Raw genomic sequence first — 15,068 nt, 5'->3', positions numbered from 1 at the left:
GATTCAAAAGTACTTATTTATGACGCCAAAGGTTCAAAAAACTCATTTTAACTGAAAAACGTCTACCAGTTTGTTTTCGGTACTATTCCGCATCATCCAATAACTTGTTAAGTGCTTCCACCATGGCGTCATCTATGATGTTGTTTTCTACGTAGCTTACAATCTCATCCATAGTTGTCAGATCCATTTCACGAATACCTAAGCCATTAAGCTGCGCATTAATAGACGCTAAGCTATTATGATTTTCAGAATCCTCTAATAGATTCTCTTCGAATCTGGCTCTGACGAACCAATACATTTTTTCTAACACGGTGTCTTTTTTGGTCAACGTAGAATAACCATCGCCATAAATGAACAGATTGAAATGATAAGGTATTTCTACATCGTTAATGAAAAAAGTACGCTGACATTCTAACGTATAGGCTTGTAGCTCTTCATTCTGAGTCTCTTCACCCTCTGTATGGTCTTCATCATATTCAATCGACTCCTCTATCAACCCACCCAGTAGCTGATAGCCACCTACTTTGATTTTATGATTGTAAATGATACTTGCGTCTGCGATTGCATCAAAAATCACAGCGCTGACATCCAAGGTATGATTATCAATATCATAAAACGCTTTTAGCGCTGGTAAAAATTCAGTCAGCTTGTCTTCCGGCACTTCAATGAGAAATTGCTGCTCATATATTTTGACCATATCTTCAGGTGCATAGGTATTGGCTGTATTAGTCTCGTTTCGACCTGTGGCCGCCAAAGGTAAAAAATTATATGGGTTATTATCGGTCATTTAAAACTGCCTTTTTATATGGATGAGCTTATGAAATATTTATGAACGTATTGTCTCTTATTCAGACACTTTTGGATATACCGTTATCAAAAGACAAGGGCAATCTCTCTCATTTAGTGAGTAGTCGTTGGATATCTCTAAGCGGGTAGATTCACATTTAGAACCCTTCAGACTTTCTGTTTTGCCAACGAAATAAGACTTGATAGGAGGTGTTTTGTCCATGCGATGTTCACTAAGTTACAGAACTTACGCCAAATTAAACACTCTTGCCCTCTAAGATTAATTCAGGCTATGGCAAACTCATTAATGTGGTTATCAAGTATCAGTTATTCCTTTATAAACGGGTACTTAGTGACGAAACAGTATGCCATACAAAGGGACTGAATGTGACTTCAGCAAGGAGCGTTAGTTTGGATATGTCACCCATATATATACAGCCAAATAACTTTGCTGATTATTTATCAAATCAGCAAAGTTATTATTTGTTTTTAGACATCGATGGCACGCTTGCAGATTTTACACTGGATCCAAAAGACAGCGTTATTCCCAGCACCACATTAACGATTTTACAAAAAATACAAGGCTACGGTGTCAAAATCGCTATTGTAACCGGGCGAAGCCTTGCTGAAGCGAGACAAATGCTATCCCCTATCAATTTACCGATAGCAGCGACGCATGGTCTAGAAATCGCTCTTGATGGCGCCGAAAATAGCAACGATACCTGCACTCTGCATGTTGACTCTGCAGCACTTACTGCTATTAGGCAATCTATCATTGAATCCTGTATGTCTTACAGCGGTTTTGCCATAGAAACCAAACCTTACTCGGTCGCCCTACATTATCGACAAAACCCTGCCTTAGCCGATGTCGCCTGCACAATTATGTCTGAAACAATAAAACACTCTGCTAAATGGACATTGAAACATGGTAAGTACGTTTGCGAAGCAGTACCAAAAGATGTAAATAAAGGTACTGCTATCTTAACCTTACTAAAAGAAATACGAGCCAGCGATGATATTTGTCCCATTTTTATTGGTGATGATATCACTGATGAGGCAGGATTTATGGCCATACAAGGTCAAAATAATGCTCTAAAAAAACCTCAACAACCAGCGCGAGGAATGGGTATCAAGGTCGGCCACGAGCCAAGCTGTGCCCATTACTATGTGAATAATATTACTGAGGTCACTGTGCTACTTCAGAGTTTTTTGAGTTTTTTCCAACAGCAAAATATAGGTGATTTTGAGTCAATAGACACGGATTGTTTATTGCCAAAGGATGTCATGAGGCACAGTATATGAGTCGCTTAGCTGTCTTATCCAATCGAGTCAAAATGCCTGATAGCGGACCGATGGCGGGTGGGCTTGCGGTCGCCTTACAAGACGTCTTGGTAGGAAGTTTAGTCATTTGGATGGGCTGGAACGGTAAGGTTGTCGATAATAAGGCAGACGATACTGATGACTTTTGTAGTTACACTGACCATGAGTTTGATATCAGAGAAGATATTGCTTTAGCGACTACTGGCACAAACGGAGCTAGTACCACCGTCACTTACCTAACAACAACCCTTACCACCAAACAATATCGGCATTTTTACTGCGGTTTTGCTAACAATGTACTTTGGCCGCTACTACACGAGCAAGCCGATTTAATTAGCCAAACGCCAGAAGATTATGCAGGCTATGAAAGTGTGAACCGTCTTTTTGCCAGACAATTAAAAAAGGCTCTCCATCCCGAAGATGTGATTTGGATACATGACTATCATTTCTTGAGTGTGGCTTATTATTGCCGACAGCTGGGTATGCGCAATCGTATTGGCTTTTTTTTACATATCCCTTTTGCTCCATTAAAATTTTGGCAACAGCTTGATCAAAGCGCTGAGCTGATTGAGCACCTTGCCCATTACGATGTACTTGGTATGCAGACTCAGCAAAACAAAACCAACTGCCTTACTGTGTTTCGACATTATTTAAAAGCGAGTCTTTTGAGTGACTTGCCAATCAATACATCTTATATGACCCAAAGTTTGACCAAGGATACCCGATCGCCAAGCGCACAGTTGATGCTCAATCTACCCTCATACCCCACGCATTGTTTGACGATTAATGCCTATCCAATTGGTATAAACGCAGCAAGAATCCAACAGCAAACGATGGATTTATCTATTCAATCTATAAAACCGAACCCGAAACGCAACCGTATCAAACCTGCTGCGCAACAAATCATTGCAGTCGATAGAATCGATTATTCTAAAGGCTTATTGGAGCGTTTTTCAGCCTATAGTCATTTTTTACAGCATTATCCGGTGTATCAAAATCAGTTGAAGCTGATACAAATTGCCTGCCCTAGCCGTTTAGACTTGCCTACTTATCAATGCCTTTACAATACTGTCAAACAAACCGTGACGGATATCAATCAGCAGTTTTCGCCTGATGTATGTCAAACCACTACTTCACCACGTAGTACCTTTAGTACTGACAGTAATGCTAGCAATTTTATAGAGAATTGGCAGGCCATTACGTATAGTGAACAAGTACTGAGCCATGAGACATTGATGAGGGTATTCTGGCATAGCAATATCGGTTGGGTTAATTCGCTCAAAGATGGTATGAACCTTGTTGCCAAAGAATATATTGCGGCTCAAAATCCTAATGATCCTGGTGTGTTATTGCTGTCACAATATGCGGGAGCAGCTGAGCAAATGCAGGCGGCGATTATTATCGATCCGCTCCAACCTAAAAGCATCATACAGGGTTTAAAAAAGGCTTTAGAAATGCCGCTTATGCAGCGAAAAGAACGCTATCAAGAATTACTATATGGATTGCAGCAAGACAATTTACACGCTTGGCAACAAGATTTTTTAGACGATTTATACGGTAATAAAGAACATCAAGTGGCTAGCGCGCGCCTAGAGACACGCCAAATGCCTGAGCGACAAGAATAATAAGGAGAGTCATGTGTCACATCTAGAGATAAAACCTTATTTATTACAAAGCATTAAAGCCGCTATAGAAGAGATGATTACGCAAGATAATCAAACCCTGAGCACATTTGTCATGACAGATGAATTACGCCATGACATCTTAAATATACTGGTGACTTATGGCGACAAGATTCCTCATCCTGCTGGTGGTGACCATTCACAAACTTTGATTCGTTGGCAGATTTTGGCCTACGTGGCAGGCATTGATTTAACGATTGCCAAATGGTTTGAGTCTCATGTAGATGCCCTCAGCATCCTACATGAATTGGGTTATAGAGAATCAACACAAGGATTATGGGCGATTTGGGCGGCAGAAGGTCATCCTGTTCCCATACGTTATCAGCAAGGTAAAATCAGTGGTACAAAGTCTTGGTGTTCGGGTGCCAATATCGTTGATCATGGACTCATCACTTATCGAGATGAGAGTGGCCAATCACAACTGCTTGTCGTATCCATGCAACAAGAGGGAATCGAGATTGATAATGGAGAATGGCATGCGGTCGGAATGCAAGCGACTGATACGGCCACCATACACTTCAATCAAGCAACAGCCAGTAATGTCGGAGCGGCAAATGCCTATCTAGAACGTGTAGGATTTTGGCATGGCGCGGCCGGTGTGGCGGCTTGCTGGTATGGAGCAACCACTTCTATAGCTGGCTATTTAATAAAAGCCTATCAGCAAAAACCACACGATTATAAAGCCATGTATTTAGGACAAATCAGCATCTCACTTTCAGTCACGCAGCAGTATTTTCATCATGTTGCTCACTTGATAGACAGCCAACCCACTCGCAGTCACGAGCTTGCCATTCGTCAGTTAAGAGCAAACGTCGAGCAGCTGGCACGCGATGTTGGACAAGCCGTTGGACAAGCGCTAGGCGCAGCGCCCTTTTGCCGTAATGCTCATTTTGCAAGGCTATCAGCGGATTTGCCTGTTTTTATTCGACAAAGTCATGGCGCGTTTGATTTACAAAGAATTGGGGAGCTGTCGAGTGTGTTAGCCACTGACTTAAACAATCACTCCATTAATGAGCAGGAAAACATATGGCAACTGTGACTACCAATATGTCAGAAAACCCCTCATGGTCTGACTTAATATTTCGCGATAACAATACAAAGATCAGTACTGACGCTATAGCCAATCGTACAGCCACGGCTAAACAAAACCATCCAATTGTCGGTGATCGAGTTATTGAAGGTGTTGGTACGAGTCCAGATACTTGGCAAAATTGGCAAGGACTACACGCGTTACCTAGATTAAATATTGCACAAAATTTTTTACCGCATCAGCGTGTGTGTATCTTTGCGCCCCATCCTGATGATGAAATTTTGGGCTGCGGCGGTATGCTGCAACAACTGGCAGCGAACGGGAATTCTATCTTGCTTGTCCATGTGACCAACGGTACCCAAAGCCACCCAGACTCACAAATTTATCCATCGCAAACATTAGATATCATTCGCCCGCAAGAGAGCCTTGCGGCTTTAAACGCATTGGGTGTGGCTTCACAAGTCACATCGATTTTTCTAGACTTGCCTGACGGTGATGTGTTTGCACGGCAAGAGCAGTTTAATAAAAAACTGGATACTATCATCCAGCCTGAAGATATCTTGGTAGCACCCTTCATTCATGATGGACATCCTGACCACGAGGCAACCGGACAAGTCGTTGCTGCATTCGCCAAGCAGCATAACCTAGACTGTTATCAAGCACTCATTTGGGCATGGCATTGGGCAAAGCCTGACGATAGGCGCATTCCTTGGCACATTGCCGTCAGACTTGACTTAACAGCTGAGCAATTAGCGCGTAAAGCGCAAGCGATTAACTGTTTTGCTAGCCAAATCACCGCTGATGAAAGTACAGGCAATCCGCCTATTTTATCGGCTCAAACCATCGCCAGAATTAGCCAACGCTGGGAGGTTTATTTATATGAACCATATCTCTAAATCTATAATAGCAGATGATACTCCTGCTATCGCTCACTCTGATACTTATTCACAGACCTATTTTGATGCGTTATACAGTGACAACACTGACCCGTGGGAATATCAGACGCGCTGGTATGAAAAACGCAAGCGTGATATGTGTCTTGCAGTATTGCCTCAAAATCAATATGGCAATGCGATTGAATTGGGCTGCGGCAATGGTGTGTTTAGTGAGTTACTGGCCCACCGTTGTCAGGCGTTGGTGAGTATAGATGGCAATCAGCAGGCGGTGACACTTGCCAAACAGCGCTTAGCCAATTCCTCTCATGTAAGGGTCGTACAAGGCGTGATTCCTCATACTTTATCGACCCTAAGCAATATATTACTCGACGCTTATCCTTTAGCAGACTATTCACCTACCCACCAATCGCCCTTTGATTTGATTGTCATTAGCGAGATTTTATATTATTTATCGCCCGCTGATATTGATACAGTTATTACTTGGATTCAGCAAAATCTTGCTATCGGCGGCACGTTACTCTGCTGTCATTGGCGTTATCTCATTGATGGGTTTGAGATGACAGGTGAGACGGTACACCAACGCTTATATCAAGCGTTTGATTTAACCAATACTGTATCCAGTAATAAGGCATTCAACGAGAGGAAACAACAAGTAGGTTTTTCGCATCAAAGCAAGCTGGTAGATACTGACTTTTTACTAGATGTTTGGCAAAACTCTCCAAAATCGGTCGCCATGCAAGAAAACTTGATATAACAAGTGTGAGAGTAAGACAATGCGAAGGAGACGCCACTATGGAAAATAGCGACATGGCTGAAATGAAAATTGGTATTGTGATTCCCGCTCATAACGAAGCGATGACTATTAGCGCTTGCCTAAAGTCCATTCACAAAGCCATTACTCAACTGCCCTCAACTATCTTGGCATATCCGCTCGTGGTGCTTGATGGCTGTACCGACGAGACGTTGGCGTTAGTCAAAAATGCAGGTGTGGATTATATAGAGTGTGATTATCACTGTGTGGGACGAGTACGAGATATAGGTATTCGCCATGTTATTGAAAATGGCGCAACTTGGATAGCCTGTACAGATGCGGATTCAATCGTGACGACAGATTGGTTGGTGCAGCAAGTCAGTCATATTGAGCAGCAGTCTACTGATATGATTTGCGGCGTGGTAAGTGTTGATAACTGGGCACATTTGACGCCACAAACACAAGAAGCTTATATCGCGCATTATCAAGATATGATGGGACATCGTCACATTCATGGGGCGAATTTAAGTTTTAGCAGCAAATCCTATCTTGCTGTTGGCGGCTTTGCGCCTCTACCCTGTCATGAAGATGTAGATTTGGTCAAAATATTCGAAGATCAAGGTTATGCCATTACTTGGAGCAATCGTGTCCGTGTGATTACCAGCAGTCGTCTAGATGCTCGAGCAAATGAAGGCTTTGCAGCATTTTTGGCAAATCTAGAGAAAGACAATTTATAGAGTACTCGTATTAGATATACAGCAAAACTGACTTATCAAAAATATAGATAGAGCTGAGAAAATCGCCTTTTATACAAACCAAAACGTTCTATCGTTACTCTTCAGGTAGTGCCTAAACCTTATTGAAAATAGCCACATAAATGAACGTAAAAGCTACGATACATAACGGTAGCTTTTGACTCACTCAAATTTTTATAACTGGCCTGGTATTTATTTATAACTAGTATCAGACCCAACCTGCCTCCAGCAGCTTCTCGGTATTACTGACTTTAAACTCACTATATAAGTCAAAAAATGCCATTGGGTCTTCAACATTATCGAGCAACTCTCGTTTTTTAAGTGCCACAAACATGGCTAGTGCATAAGCGGCGCAGTGAATCTTTTTCTTAGGATTAAACTCAAGATCTGTAAAAGCCTGATACTGCATTACTTCTTCATGCAGCTGAGTATTTTGTTTTAGGGCATTCACATACAGCCAATCATAAAACGTGGTCAGTGGCTCGACACTCCATTCCATACCAAAATAGTTATAGCCAATCAGTTCACCTGAGGTCATTAAGCGCTCATCCCTTCTGGCTTGTCTTGGCGGCGCACTTAGCAAATCAGTATAAGGGCCACCATCCTCAAAAATCATACTACTTTGAAAGGCATTTTCGACACTATACTGACTACCATCATCATTTGTAAGTTTTAAGCTCAGTGGACTAAGCAAAAAACTCAGCTTATTGCCTGATTTACTGGACATCTCTAAGACATTATTAAAGCCGTATTTCTTACGGATAACTTGATGCAAGTCATTGATAGTTTTTTTCTTTTGTCTACTTGCGAACCCTACATGCCGCTCGACCCTGACCATGTCCGTTTTTACCAGATTGTCACTGTTGACGCGAGGCATAAATACGGGTTTGAGCTCTACGGGATTTTTTCTTTGTTCGATAGGGTTCTGTCTTTGTTCCATAACCATGTGCCTTATATCAACGGTCTTACATAAATATTCTTTTTTAACAGGTTTGCTTCACTGTATTTTATATCTCTATATCGCGACGCTCTATTGCCACTGCCCTTATTAGATGCTGGTGAATGCTACTGTATATTTCTGAATAATGCCATCAAATAACGTCTTTTCATGCTCATACTTGTATCAAATATGCTCATTATCTCAGCACCATCACTCAGTTTTGGCAGGAAAAACCACAGTCTCATCTTCTTCCTGCCACGGTTTCAACTTGACCATGGCTTGCAAAAATAATGGATGCGCTAACCAGTTTTGTAGCCACTGCTGTAATTTTGGATACGGTAGACTATAAAAAGTATCGCGATCTACATGGGCAAATTGGCGCACAAAAGGCATGATGCCGATATCAGCAATGGTTACGCTATCACCTAATAGGTAGCGATTTTTGGTCAGTAGATTCTCTAAAATCTGTAAGAAGACCTCCCCTTGCTCCCGATATTCAGTTTGGGTCATCTCAGGATGACGATCAGCATATTTATAACGATCCAGCCAATGCTTAAATTCATTGTCATTTTGCGCAATCAACGCATTGGCTTGAGACAAGATACCTTTATCCAATAGTCCCTGTGGATCACTCTGCTCAAGCGCCCACACCATGATTTCTTGACTTTCTTCAATTACAGTTTTATTTGTTAGTTGTAAGACAGGTACTGTACCTTTTGGACTAATCGCCAGCATTTGAGGTGGTTTGTTTTTTAAAACGATTTCGCGTAGCTCGACAGACATGCCTGCAAACAAAAGGCCGAGACGAGCGCGCATGGCATAAGGACAGCGGCGGAATGAGTATAGGCGATGAAGTGAAGCAGTCATAGTAACCACTTAAATTGAAAATGAAAGGCGCTATCTTACTACTAATCGCGTCCTATTCAAAATGGCAACAGTTGCTAAATGTATAGGGATTCATTTCAAAAGCGATAAAGCAGAGCCGCTAAAGAGAAATATCGAATGCTAAAATTTCTTCAATAAATTTGGCTTCGATAGCGGACAAGGCGCGATACTTATGCCAAAAAATATATACCGGCACATCAGCAATTCCATCTTTCGGAGGCAATCGTCTAAGTTTCGATTCTAGATGAGTCGCAGCAACAAACTGATCTGGCAGAGCGCCTATACCATATCCAGTATAAATCAGCCGAACCAACTCATCTAAATTATTGGTATAGGCACTGACGCGACCTGTAAAATCATGAGCGGCTTTAAATACCGTTATCGGTGAAAGAACATCACCAATCGCTTCACTATTAAATACAATAAAACTTTCTTTTAGAAGACTAGTAAAATCTAATTCTTTCACTGAGAATAAAGGGTGGTGATATCCACAATATAGGTAATAGCGTTGATTAAAGAGCAGCTTTTGATTGAGCGTATCGGATGTGTGCCTCGCCAAACAGATGCCAATAGCAGGATTTTTTTGCTTTAAATCATTTAAAATATCCATGCTGGATTTGACTGTCAAATCCAACGTGATATTTGGATATTTTTTTTTGAAATAGACTAAAAAATCATTATATTTTGGATTGTGCAGTCGACTAGCAACCAACAATTTAATATTACCTTCCAAGAGATGTAAGTTAGTGCCCTTCATCGCTTCAATAGAAGTAATCTCTGTGAAAATCATCTGAGCGACTTGCAAACAATAGCGACCGATTGGTGTGAGCTCTAATGGCTTGGTATTACGAATAATAAGCTGGCTATCGAGTTGCTCTTCAAGCTTTTTAAGATTTTGGCTGACGGCTGATTGGGTGATATTGAGACGATCCGCCGCCGCACTAATACTTCCCTCTTCACATATAGCAATTAATACATGCAGTAATGTCCAGTTTAAGCTATTCGCTAATTTTTGTTGCGCCATGATAGTCTAAGCACTTATATTTAGATGTATTAATCAACAATCGATATGAAAAGTGTCCTAAAAACACTTAGCACTTATTAAACATAGAAGTAATTGAAACACCTTCCATCGATACCCTCAACTAATAATACAATATAGTGATATATAATGGAGCTATATAAATACTTATTTATTATATAATTTAAAGTTTACGAACTCATTCATGCCATAAGGACCAAGCTCACGGCCAAAACCTGAGCGCTTAACACCGCCAAAGGGCATCTCAGCTGCTGTTCCTGGTGCCTGATTGAAAGCCACCATACCAACATCCAACAGCTCAGCCATCGCTTGACCACTTATCATATCTTTTGTATGAATACAGGCTCCTAGACCAAATGATGTATCATTAGCAAGTCTAATCATCTCTTCATTATCAGATGCTTTGTATACTACAGCCACAGGGCCAAACAGCTCATCGTGATAAGCTTGCATACTTGGCGTAATATCAGCCAATAATGCTGGTTTAAACCATGCACCTGATTTTGTTATTTTTCCACCAGCCACCAAAACTGTAGCACCCTGATTGACTGCATTGTCATACTGTGCCTGAATAGTCTCTAGCGCTTGAATAGAAGATAATGGTCCTAAGAAAGTCTCTCGACTTAAAGGATCATTAGGCTGTAATGACTCAATTTTATATGCCAATTTTTCTACAAACTCATCATAAATATCTGCGTCTACAATCATACGTTTTGCTGCATTACAAGCTTGACCCGCATTACCAAATCTACCAATAAACGCACATGTTACCGCTTGATCAATGTCTGCATCTTTTAAGACGATAAACGGGTCTGAGCCACCCAGTTCAAGCACTACTTTTTTTAGCGCAGCACCCGCTATCTGCGCAACAGCCGCACCTGCCCGCTCTGACCCTGTCAAAGAAACCCCTTGAATGTGTTTATTATCAATAATGGATTTGACTTGGTCATTCGTCACAAAAATATTGTTATAAACACCACTGGGTAAGCCCGCTTGTGACAATATATCAGTAATGGCCAAGGCCGTCTTCGGACATGAGGGCGCATGTTTTAATAGTATGGTATTACCTAGCATTAGATTTGGCGCAATAAAACGTGCCACCTGATAGTGAGGATAATTCCATGGCATAATTCCCAGCAATACGCCAATAGGCTCTTTTTTTACTATGGCATTCTTGGTATTAGGCAAATCTACAGTCGTCAAAAACTGTTCACCATATTTGGCATAATAGCGGAATATTTCGCTGACCAATCCTAGTTCTCCTTCACCTTGAGAGATAGGTTTTCCCATTTCATGTGCCATAATTTTTGCTAGATTTTCCCGTTGCTTGTCATACAGATCAGCAATATTATTCAGTATTTGTGCACGCTCATTCATATCACTTTTACGCCATAGCTGATAGGCGTCATGTGATTCGGTAATAATAGCTTGTACGTCATCATCAGAATGATTGGCATATTGCTCTTCTATCTCACCAGTGGCTGGATTCGTTACTTGATAACTTGTCATAAGACTTCCTTGTCATAAATAATTATTAGCATAGTATTCTAACTAGATGAACAACTAGGGTGTTAACTCATCAGGATCAGTAATAACGTGCAGCAATACGGTCTTGCGCTCTTCTATGACGACTTGCAGCGCCTCGGTTACACGGGCTTCAATATCGTGATTCCTATTCAGTCGTATGCCATGGCCACCAAAAGCATTGGTCAGCGCTGCAAAATCTGGATTCTGCAACTGAGTGCCTGACACCCGATCTGGATAATGGGCTTCTTGATGCTGACGGATAGTACCGAACTGCTGATTGTCCATCAAAACAATTAGAACAGGCGCATTATAGCGAATGGATGTGGATAGCTCCGCCTCATTCATCATAAACTCGCCATCACCTGTGACCACTATCGATAGGCGCTCAGGGGACTCTAATGCAGCTGCAATTCCCGCAGGCAGGCTATAACCCATCGCACCGTTTCTGGTGCTAAGCTGACTTGGAAAGATGTTTGTAGGCAAGTAACGCTGTGCCCATAAACAATGATTACCTGCGCCAAAACTATAGACAGCATCGTCAGGCAACTGCTCAGTCAATGCTTTAATTACTTGCGTCATGCTGGCATATGTCTGACCAGGGTTTGTTTGCTCGGCGCTGTCAGCTCCTACGAGTGTTTCTGGAAAAGCACAATCGTTTCTTTGCTGCTCATGACAATACTTAAACCAAGTCTCACGAGACGCTGAACGTGCCAGCGGCGCTTTACTTATCGCTTCAATAAAGCTGATAGGGCTGGCGACGATATGCTCAGTCACCGAACCACTGTGACCGCGCAAACTGGTGTCTAAATTCACAATATAATTAGGCTTATCAAAGGATTGGCGTAATTTATAACCATCACTAGAAACATCCCCTAATACAGTACCTATCGTTAGCACTACATCAGCCGTTTCAATCAATGCGGCGCAATCATCTGAGCGCCCGTAACCTAGATAACCGGCATGCGCAGGAGAATCAAAAGCCACTCTGTCTGAGGCGCGCCAATCATGAATGACTGGTATTTGATTGTCCTCTGCAAACTGCGTCAACTGCTTAGAAGCTTTGGTCGTCCAATTCTGTCCTCCTGCAAAAATCAATGGCTTGTCAGCGTTAGATAGAGCTTCTACTATAACGGCAAGCTTATCATCAGCAACACAGCCTTTAGCAACAGGGATTACTGGATGTAGTTGCCCGTGGAACTCCTGCTGAATAATATCTTCAGGCAGTCCCACAACGACAGGGCCTGGTCTTCCTTCTAACGCAGCATGAAAGGCTTTTGCCACAATCTCAGACGCTCTTGAAACTTCATCTAATATCAATACACGCTTACATTGGCTGGAGAACCACTGATTAGGATCAAACTCTTGGAATGACTCGCGGTTTCTGTCTGCGACAGGAATAAGTCCCACAAATAATATCAGCGGCACACCATCCTGCCATGCCGTATGGATACCAGTATAAGCTTGTGCCGCACCCGGCCCGCGAGTCACCATGGCGATGCCAGGCTCACCCGTAAATTTACCATGGGCATCTGCCATATAAGTACAAGCTGCTTCATGTCGGCATACGATTGTTTGGATATCAGCGTTATACAATCCATCTAATACCGAGAGATAGCTCTCACCAGGAACGACATAGGTGCGACTAACTCCATGTAACTGAAGACTGTCTACGATTGCTTGACCACCATGGATTGTATTGCTCATTATTATTTCCTCAATTTATTTTTTTAAGTAGAATGATGCTGTCGTCTTAGCATATTAATCTATGAATCAGTAGCGATTTTATTCAGCAGCAATGACGGTCACTTCTACTAACAAATCAGGGTGCGCCAATACTGACTCACCGCATGCTCTAGCGGGTGGCTGGGTATCATCAAACCACTGATCCCACACTGTATTCATCGCCGCAAAATCTTCCATGCTTTTTAGCCAAACAGTTGCGCTCAGAATTTTTGATTTATTACTGCCCACTTCTTCCAACAGCTTTTCGATTTTATCCAAACATGTTAATGTTTGAGCAGCCACATCTTCGTTAATGCCGCCAACTTGACCTGATAAATAAATGGTTTGATTGTGAATGACGATTTGGCTCATGCGTTGATTACTATGAAGTTTTTTCATGTTGATTTATCCTTATGATGTTAAAAATAATGAAATTTAAGATTAACTCGTTAAAATACTTTTATTAAGCGTTAGAAAACCGTTGCGCACTAAAAGGTTCTATAGCGACCGTTAGCGGTTTATTATGAATCAATTCCTCAACGATACGCCCAGTGATCGGTCCTAAGGTAAAGCCCTGATGACCATGACCAAAGGCAAACCATAAGTGATTATGATTACCAGCGGCGCTAATTACAGGCTTCATATCAGGCATGCATGGTCGTGAGCCCGCCCATGCTTCGTTCTCTACGGCATCACTAAGTGGTAACACTTCTTTTGCAAAGTGTAATACTGCATTCAATTGTCCCAGATCTTTCGGTGCGTCCATGGTCGTCATTTCAGCGCCAGTCGTGACGCGAATACCCTGCTGCATGGGCCCCATGACAAAGCCTTTATCCATATCTACCAGACTGTGATTGATCGTGTTTTGTGGCGTCGTCTTAAAATGCTGATGATAGCCGCGCATAGGAAATAAAGGTAAATCATATCCCAACGGCTTTATCAATTGGTTAGACCAAGGGCCTGCTGCAATCACCACATCATCACTATAAAAAGTCTCATGATCAGTCATCACTTGCCAGCCATCACCATCTGGTCGTATTTCATTAACCGTAGACTCACCTATTGACCCATTCATGCTTTGAAAGCTTTTTGCATAAGCTTTGACCAACGCACTAGGGTTTGATACTTGCCAAGAATTAGACCAATGAATGGCACCGATAAAGCCATCAAAATTACCGTTCGGCTCTAGTCGTTTTAAGGCCTCAATGGTTAAGACCTCGTGCTCAACACCCTGTTCTAATGAGTTTTTTGCGTTTGCAATGGCTGTCTCAAGCTTGTCTTTAGATCGATGCATCTCAATCCAACCATCCCGTCTAATCAAATCTTCAGCACCCGCTGCCGTAATCATCTCTTGATGTTCGCTCGTACAATGCTTAATCAGAGTTTTCCACTCTTTTTCTATTTGCTGAACAGCAGATGGCGCGGAAAACTGCCAATACTTTAATAATGCCTGATGGTAGCGGATGACAGCAGGCCAACGGTAGCGTATATCCGTATTCTGATTGGGCAATACTCTGATCAATTCTGCAAGATGCCTTGGAAAAGGATGGACGTGAATGGCTTCTCGCTGAATCAATCCGGCATTACCATACGATGTCTCTGACCCCGGCAGCTTTTTATCCAATAACAAAACTTCAGCATCGTTTTTTTGGAGGTGCCAAGCAATAGATGTCCCTACCATGCCAGCACCTATAACAATCACTTCATATCGCATACAGTACTCCCTTGTTTC

At 42.0% G+C, this 15,068-nt stretch carries 14 protein-coding genes; 6 read left to right on the top strand and 8 right to left on the bottom strand.

Annotated elements, in window-relative coordinates; all coding sequences use genetic code 11:
- Nucleotides 1-82: 82 nt before the first annotated feature.
- Nucleotides 83-787 carry a hypothetical protein gene (locus tag FW759_RS05940; protein ID WP_095570333.1) on the bottom strand — a complete coding sequence of 235 codons (705 nt, stop codon included), beginning with the start codon at nt 785-787 and terminating at the stop codon, nt 83-85.
- Between the two features lie 416 nt (nt 788-1,203).
- Here FW759_RS05940 and otsB point away from each other — a divergent pair, with 416 nt between their 5' ends.
- From otsB to FW759_RS05910, 6 genes are all read left to right on the top strand, one after another.
- Nucleotides 1,204-2,088 carry a trehalose-phosphatase gene (otsB, locus tag FW759_RS05935; RefSeq protein ID WP_446442426.1) on the top strand — a complete coding sequence of 295 codons (885 nt, stop codon included), beginning with the start codon at nt 1,204-1,206 and terminating at the stop codon, nt 2,086-2,088.
- Nucleotides 2,085-3,731 carry an alpha,alpha-trehalose-phosphate synthase (UDP-forming) gene (locus tag FW759_RS05930; RefSeq protein ID WP_446442425.1) on the top strand — a complete coding sequence of 549 codons (1,647 nt, stop codon included), beginning with the start codon at nt 2,085-2,087 and terminating at the stop codon, nt 3,729-3,731. The genes otsB and FW759_RS05930 overlap by 4 nt, the downstream gene beginning before the upstream one ends.
- Before the next feature lie 73 nt (nt 3,732-3,804).
- Nucleotides 3,805-4,827 (top strand): acyl-CoA dehydrogenase, encoded by a 1,023-nt coding sequence (locus tag FW759_RS05925; protein ID WP_446442439.1) that lies wholly within the window; start codon nt 3,805-3,807, stop codon nt 4,825-4,827.
- On the top strand, nt 4,815-5,714 hold the full coding sequence (locus FW759_RS05920) for a PIG-L deacetylase family protein (protein WP_446442424.1): 900 nt from the start codon (nt 4,815-4,817) through the stop codon (nt 5,712-5,714). The genes FW759_RS05925 and FW759_RS05920 overlap by 13 nt, the downstream gene beginning before the upstream one ends.
- The gene (locus FW759_RS05915; RefSeq protein ID WP_446442423.1) at nt 5,698-6,468 is read left to right on the top strand and encodes a class I SAM-dependent DNA methyltransferase; all 771 of its coding nucleotides are present in this window, start codon (nt 5,698-5,700) and stop codon (nt 6,466-6,468) included. The genes FW759_RS05920 and FW759_RS05915 overlap by 17 nt, the downstream gene beginning before the upstream one ends.
- Nucleotides 6,469-6,530: 62 nt before the next feature.
- Entirely contained in the window at nt 6,531-7,202 is a 672-nt protein-coding gene (locus FW759_RS05910; protein ID WP_446442438.1) for a glycosyltransferase, read from the top strand.
- A gap of 226 nt (nt 7,203-7,428) precedes the next feature.
- Here the strand turns inward: FW759_RS05910 and FW759_RS05905 are convergent, their stop codons facing one another.
- The 7 genes from FW759_RS05905 to FW759_RS05875 form a co-directional block, all read right to left on the bottom strand.
- Nucleotides 7,429-8,160 (bottom strand): DarT1-associated NADAR antitoxin family protein, encoded by a 732-nt coding sequence (locus tag FW759_RS05905; RefSeq protein WP_416231976.1) that lies wholly within the window; start codon nt 8,158-8,160, stop codon nt 7,429-7,431.
- Between the two features lie 210 nt (nt 8,161-8,370).
- Entirely contained in the window at nt 8,371-9,027 is a 657-nt protein-coding gene (locus FW759_RS05900) for a glutathione S-transferase (protein WP_446442422.1), read from the bottom strand.
- A 118-nt stretch (nt 9,028-9,145) separates the two neighbouring features.
- Nucleotides 9,146-10,069, bottom strand: a complete 924-nt coding sequence (locus tag FW759_RS05895) for a LysR family transcriptional regulator (protein WP_446442421.1) — start codon at nt 10,067-10,069, stop codon at nt 9,146-9,148.
- 165 nt (nt 10,070-10,234) lie between these two features.
- Entirely contained in the window at nt 10,235-11,596 is a 1,362-nt protein-coding gene (locus FW759_RS05890; protein WP_446442420.1) for an NAD-dependent succinate-semialdehyde dehydrogenase, read from the bottom strand.
- A gap of 54 nt (nt 11,597-11,650) precedes the next feature.
- On the bottom strand, nt 11,651-13,318 hold the full coding sequence (locus tag FW759_RS05885; protein WP_446442419.1) for a thiamine pyrophosphate-dependent enzyme: 1,668 nt from the start codon (nt 13,316-13,318) through the stop codon (nt 11,651-11,653).
- A 78-nt stretch (nt 13,319-13,396) separates the two neighbouring features.
- Nucleotides 13,397-13,735, bottom strand: a complete 339-nt coding sequence (locus FW759_RS05880; RefSeq protein ID WP_443508274.1) for a RidA family protein — start codon at nt 13,733-13,735, stop codon at nt 13,397-13,399.
- A gap of 64 nt (nt 13,736-13,799) precedes the next feature.
- The gene (locus FW759_RS05875) at nt 13,800-15,050 is read right to left on the bottom strand and encodes an NAD(P)/FAD-dependent oxidoreductase (RefSeq protein ID WP_443508275.1); all 1,251 of its coding nucleotides are present in this window, start codon (nt 15,048-15,050) and stop codon (nt 13,800-13,802) included.
- Between the last annotated feature and the right edge of the window lie 18 nt (nt 15,051-15,068).

Source organism: Psychrobacter sp. 1176_08 (assembly GCF_052850615.1).
The sequence above is the reverse complement of the archived record's forward strand: the minus strand, read 5'-3'. Positions and strand labels throughout refer to the sequence as shown.

Bases quoted from the DNA above. Each gene is read 5' to 3' on its own strand.
- FW759_RS05940 (WP_095570333.1), bottom strand. From the start codon at position 787: ATGACCGATAATAACCCATATAATTTTTTACCTTTGGCGGCCACAGGT.
- otsB (WP_446442426.1), top strand. From the start codon at position 1,204: ATGTCACCCATATATATACAGCCAAATAACTTTGCTGATTATTTATCA.
- FW759_RS05930 (WP_446442425.1), top strand. From the start codon at position 2,085: ATGAGTCGCTTAGCTGTCTTATCCAATCGAGTCAAAATGCCTGATAGC.
- FW759_RS05925 (WP_446442439.1), top strand. From the start codon at position 3,805: ATGATTACGCAAGATAATCAAACCCTGAGCACATTTGTCATGACAGAT.
- FW759_RS05920 (WP_446442424.1), top strand. From the start codon at position 4,815: ATGGCAACTGTGACTACCAATATGTCAGAAAACCCCTCATGGTCTGAC.
- FW759_RS05915 (WP_446442423.1), top strand. From the start codon at position 5,698: ATGAACCATATCTCTAAATCTATAATAGCAGATGATACTCCTGCTATC.
- FW759_RS05910 (WP_446442438.1), top strand. From the start codon at position 6,531: ATGAAAATTGGTATTGTGATTCCCGCTCATAACGAAGCGATGACTATT.
- FW759_RS05905 (WP_416231976.1), bottom strand. From the start codon at position 8,160: ATGGAACAAAGACAGAACCCTATCGAACAAAGAAAAAATCCCGTAGAG.
- FW759_RS05900 (WP_446442422.1), bottom strand. From the start codon at position 9,027: ATGACTGCTTCACTTCATCGCCTATACTCATTCCGCCGCTGTCCTTAT.
- FW759_RS05895 (WP_446442421.1), bottom strand. From the start codon at position 10,069: ATGGCGCAACAAAAATTAGCGAATAGCTTAAACTGGACATTACTGCAT.
- FW759_RS05890 (WP_446442420.1), bottom strand. From the start codon at position 11,596: ATGACAAGTTATCAAGTAACGAATCCAGCCACTGGTGAGATAGAAGAG.
- FW759_RS05885 (WP_446442419.1), bottom strand. From the start codon at position 13,318: ATGAGCAATACAATCCATGGTGGTCAAGCAATCGTAGACAGTCTTCAG.
- FW759_RS05880 (WP_443508274.1), bottom strand. From the start codon at position 13,735: ATGAAAAAACTTCATAGTAATCAACGCATGAGCCAAATCGTCATTCAC.
- FW759_RS05875 (WP_443508275.1), bottom strand. From the start codon at position 15,050: ATGCGATATGAAGTGATTGTTATAGGTGCTGGCATGGTAGGGACATCT.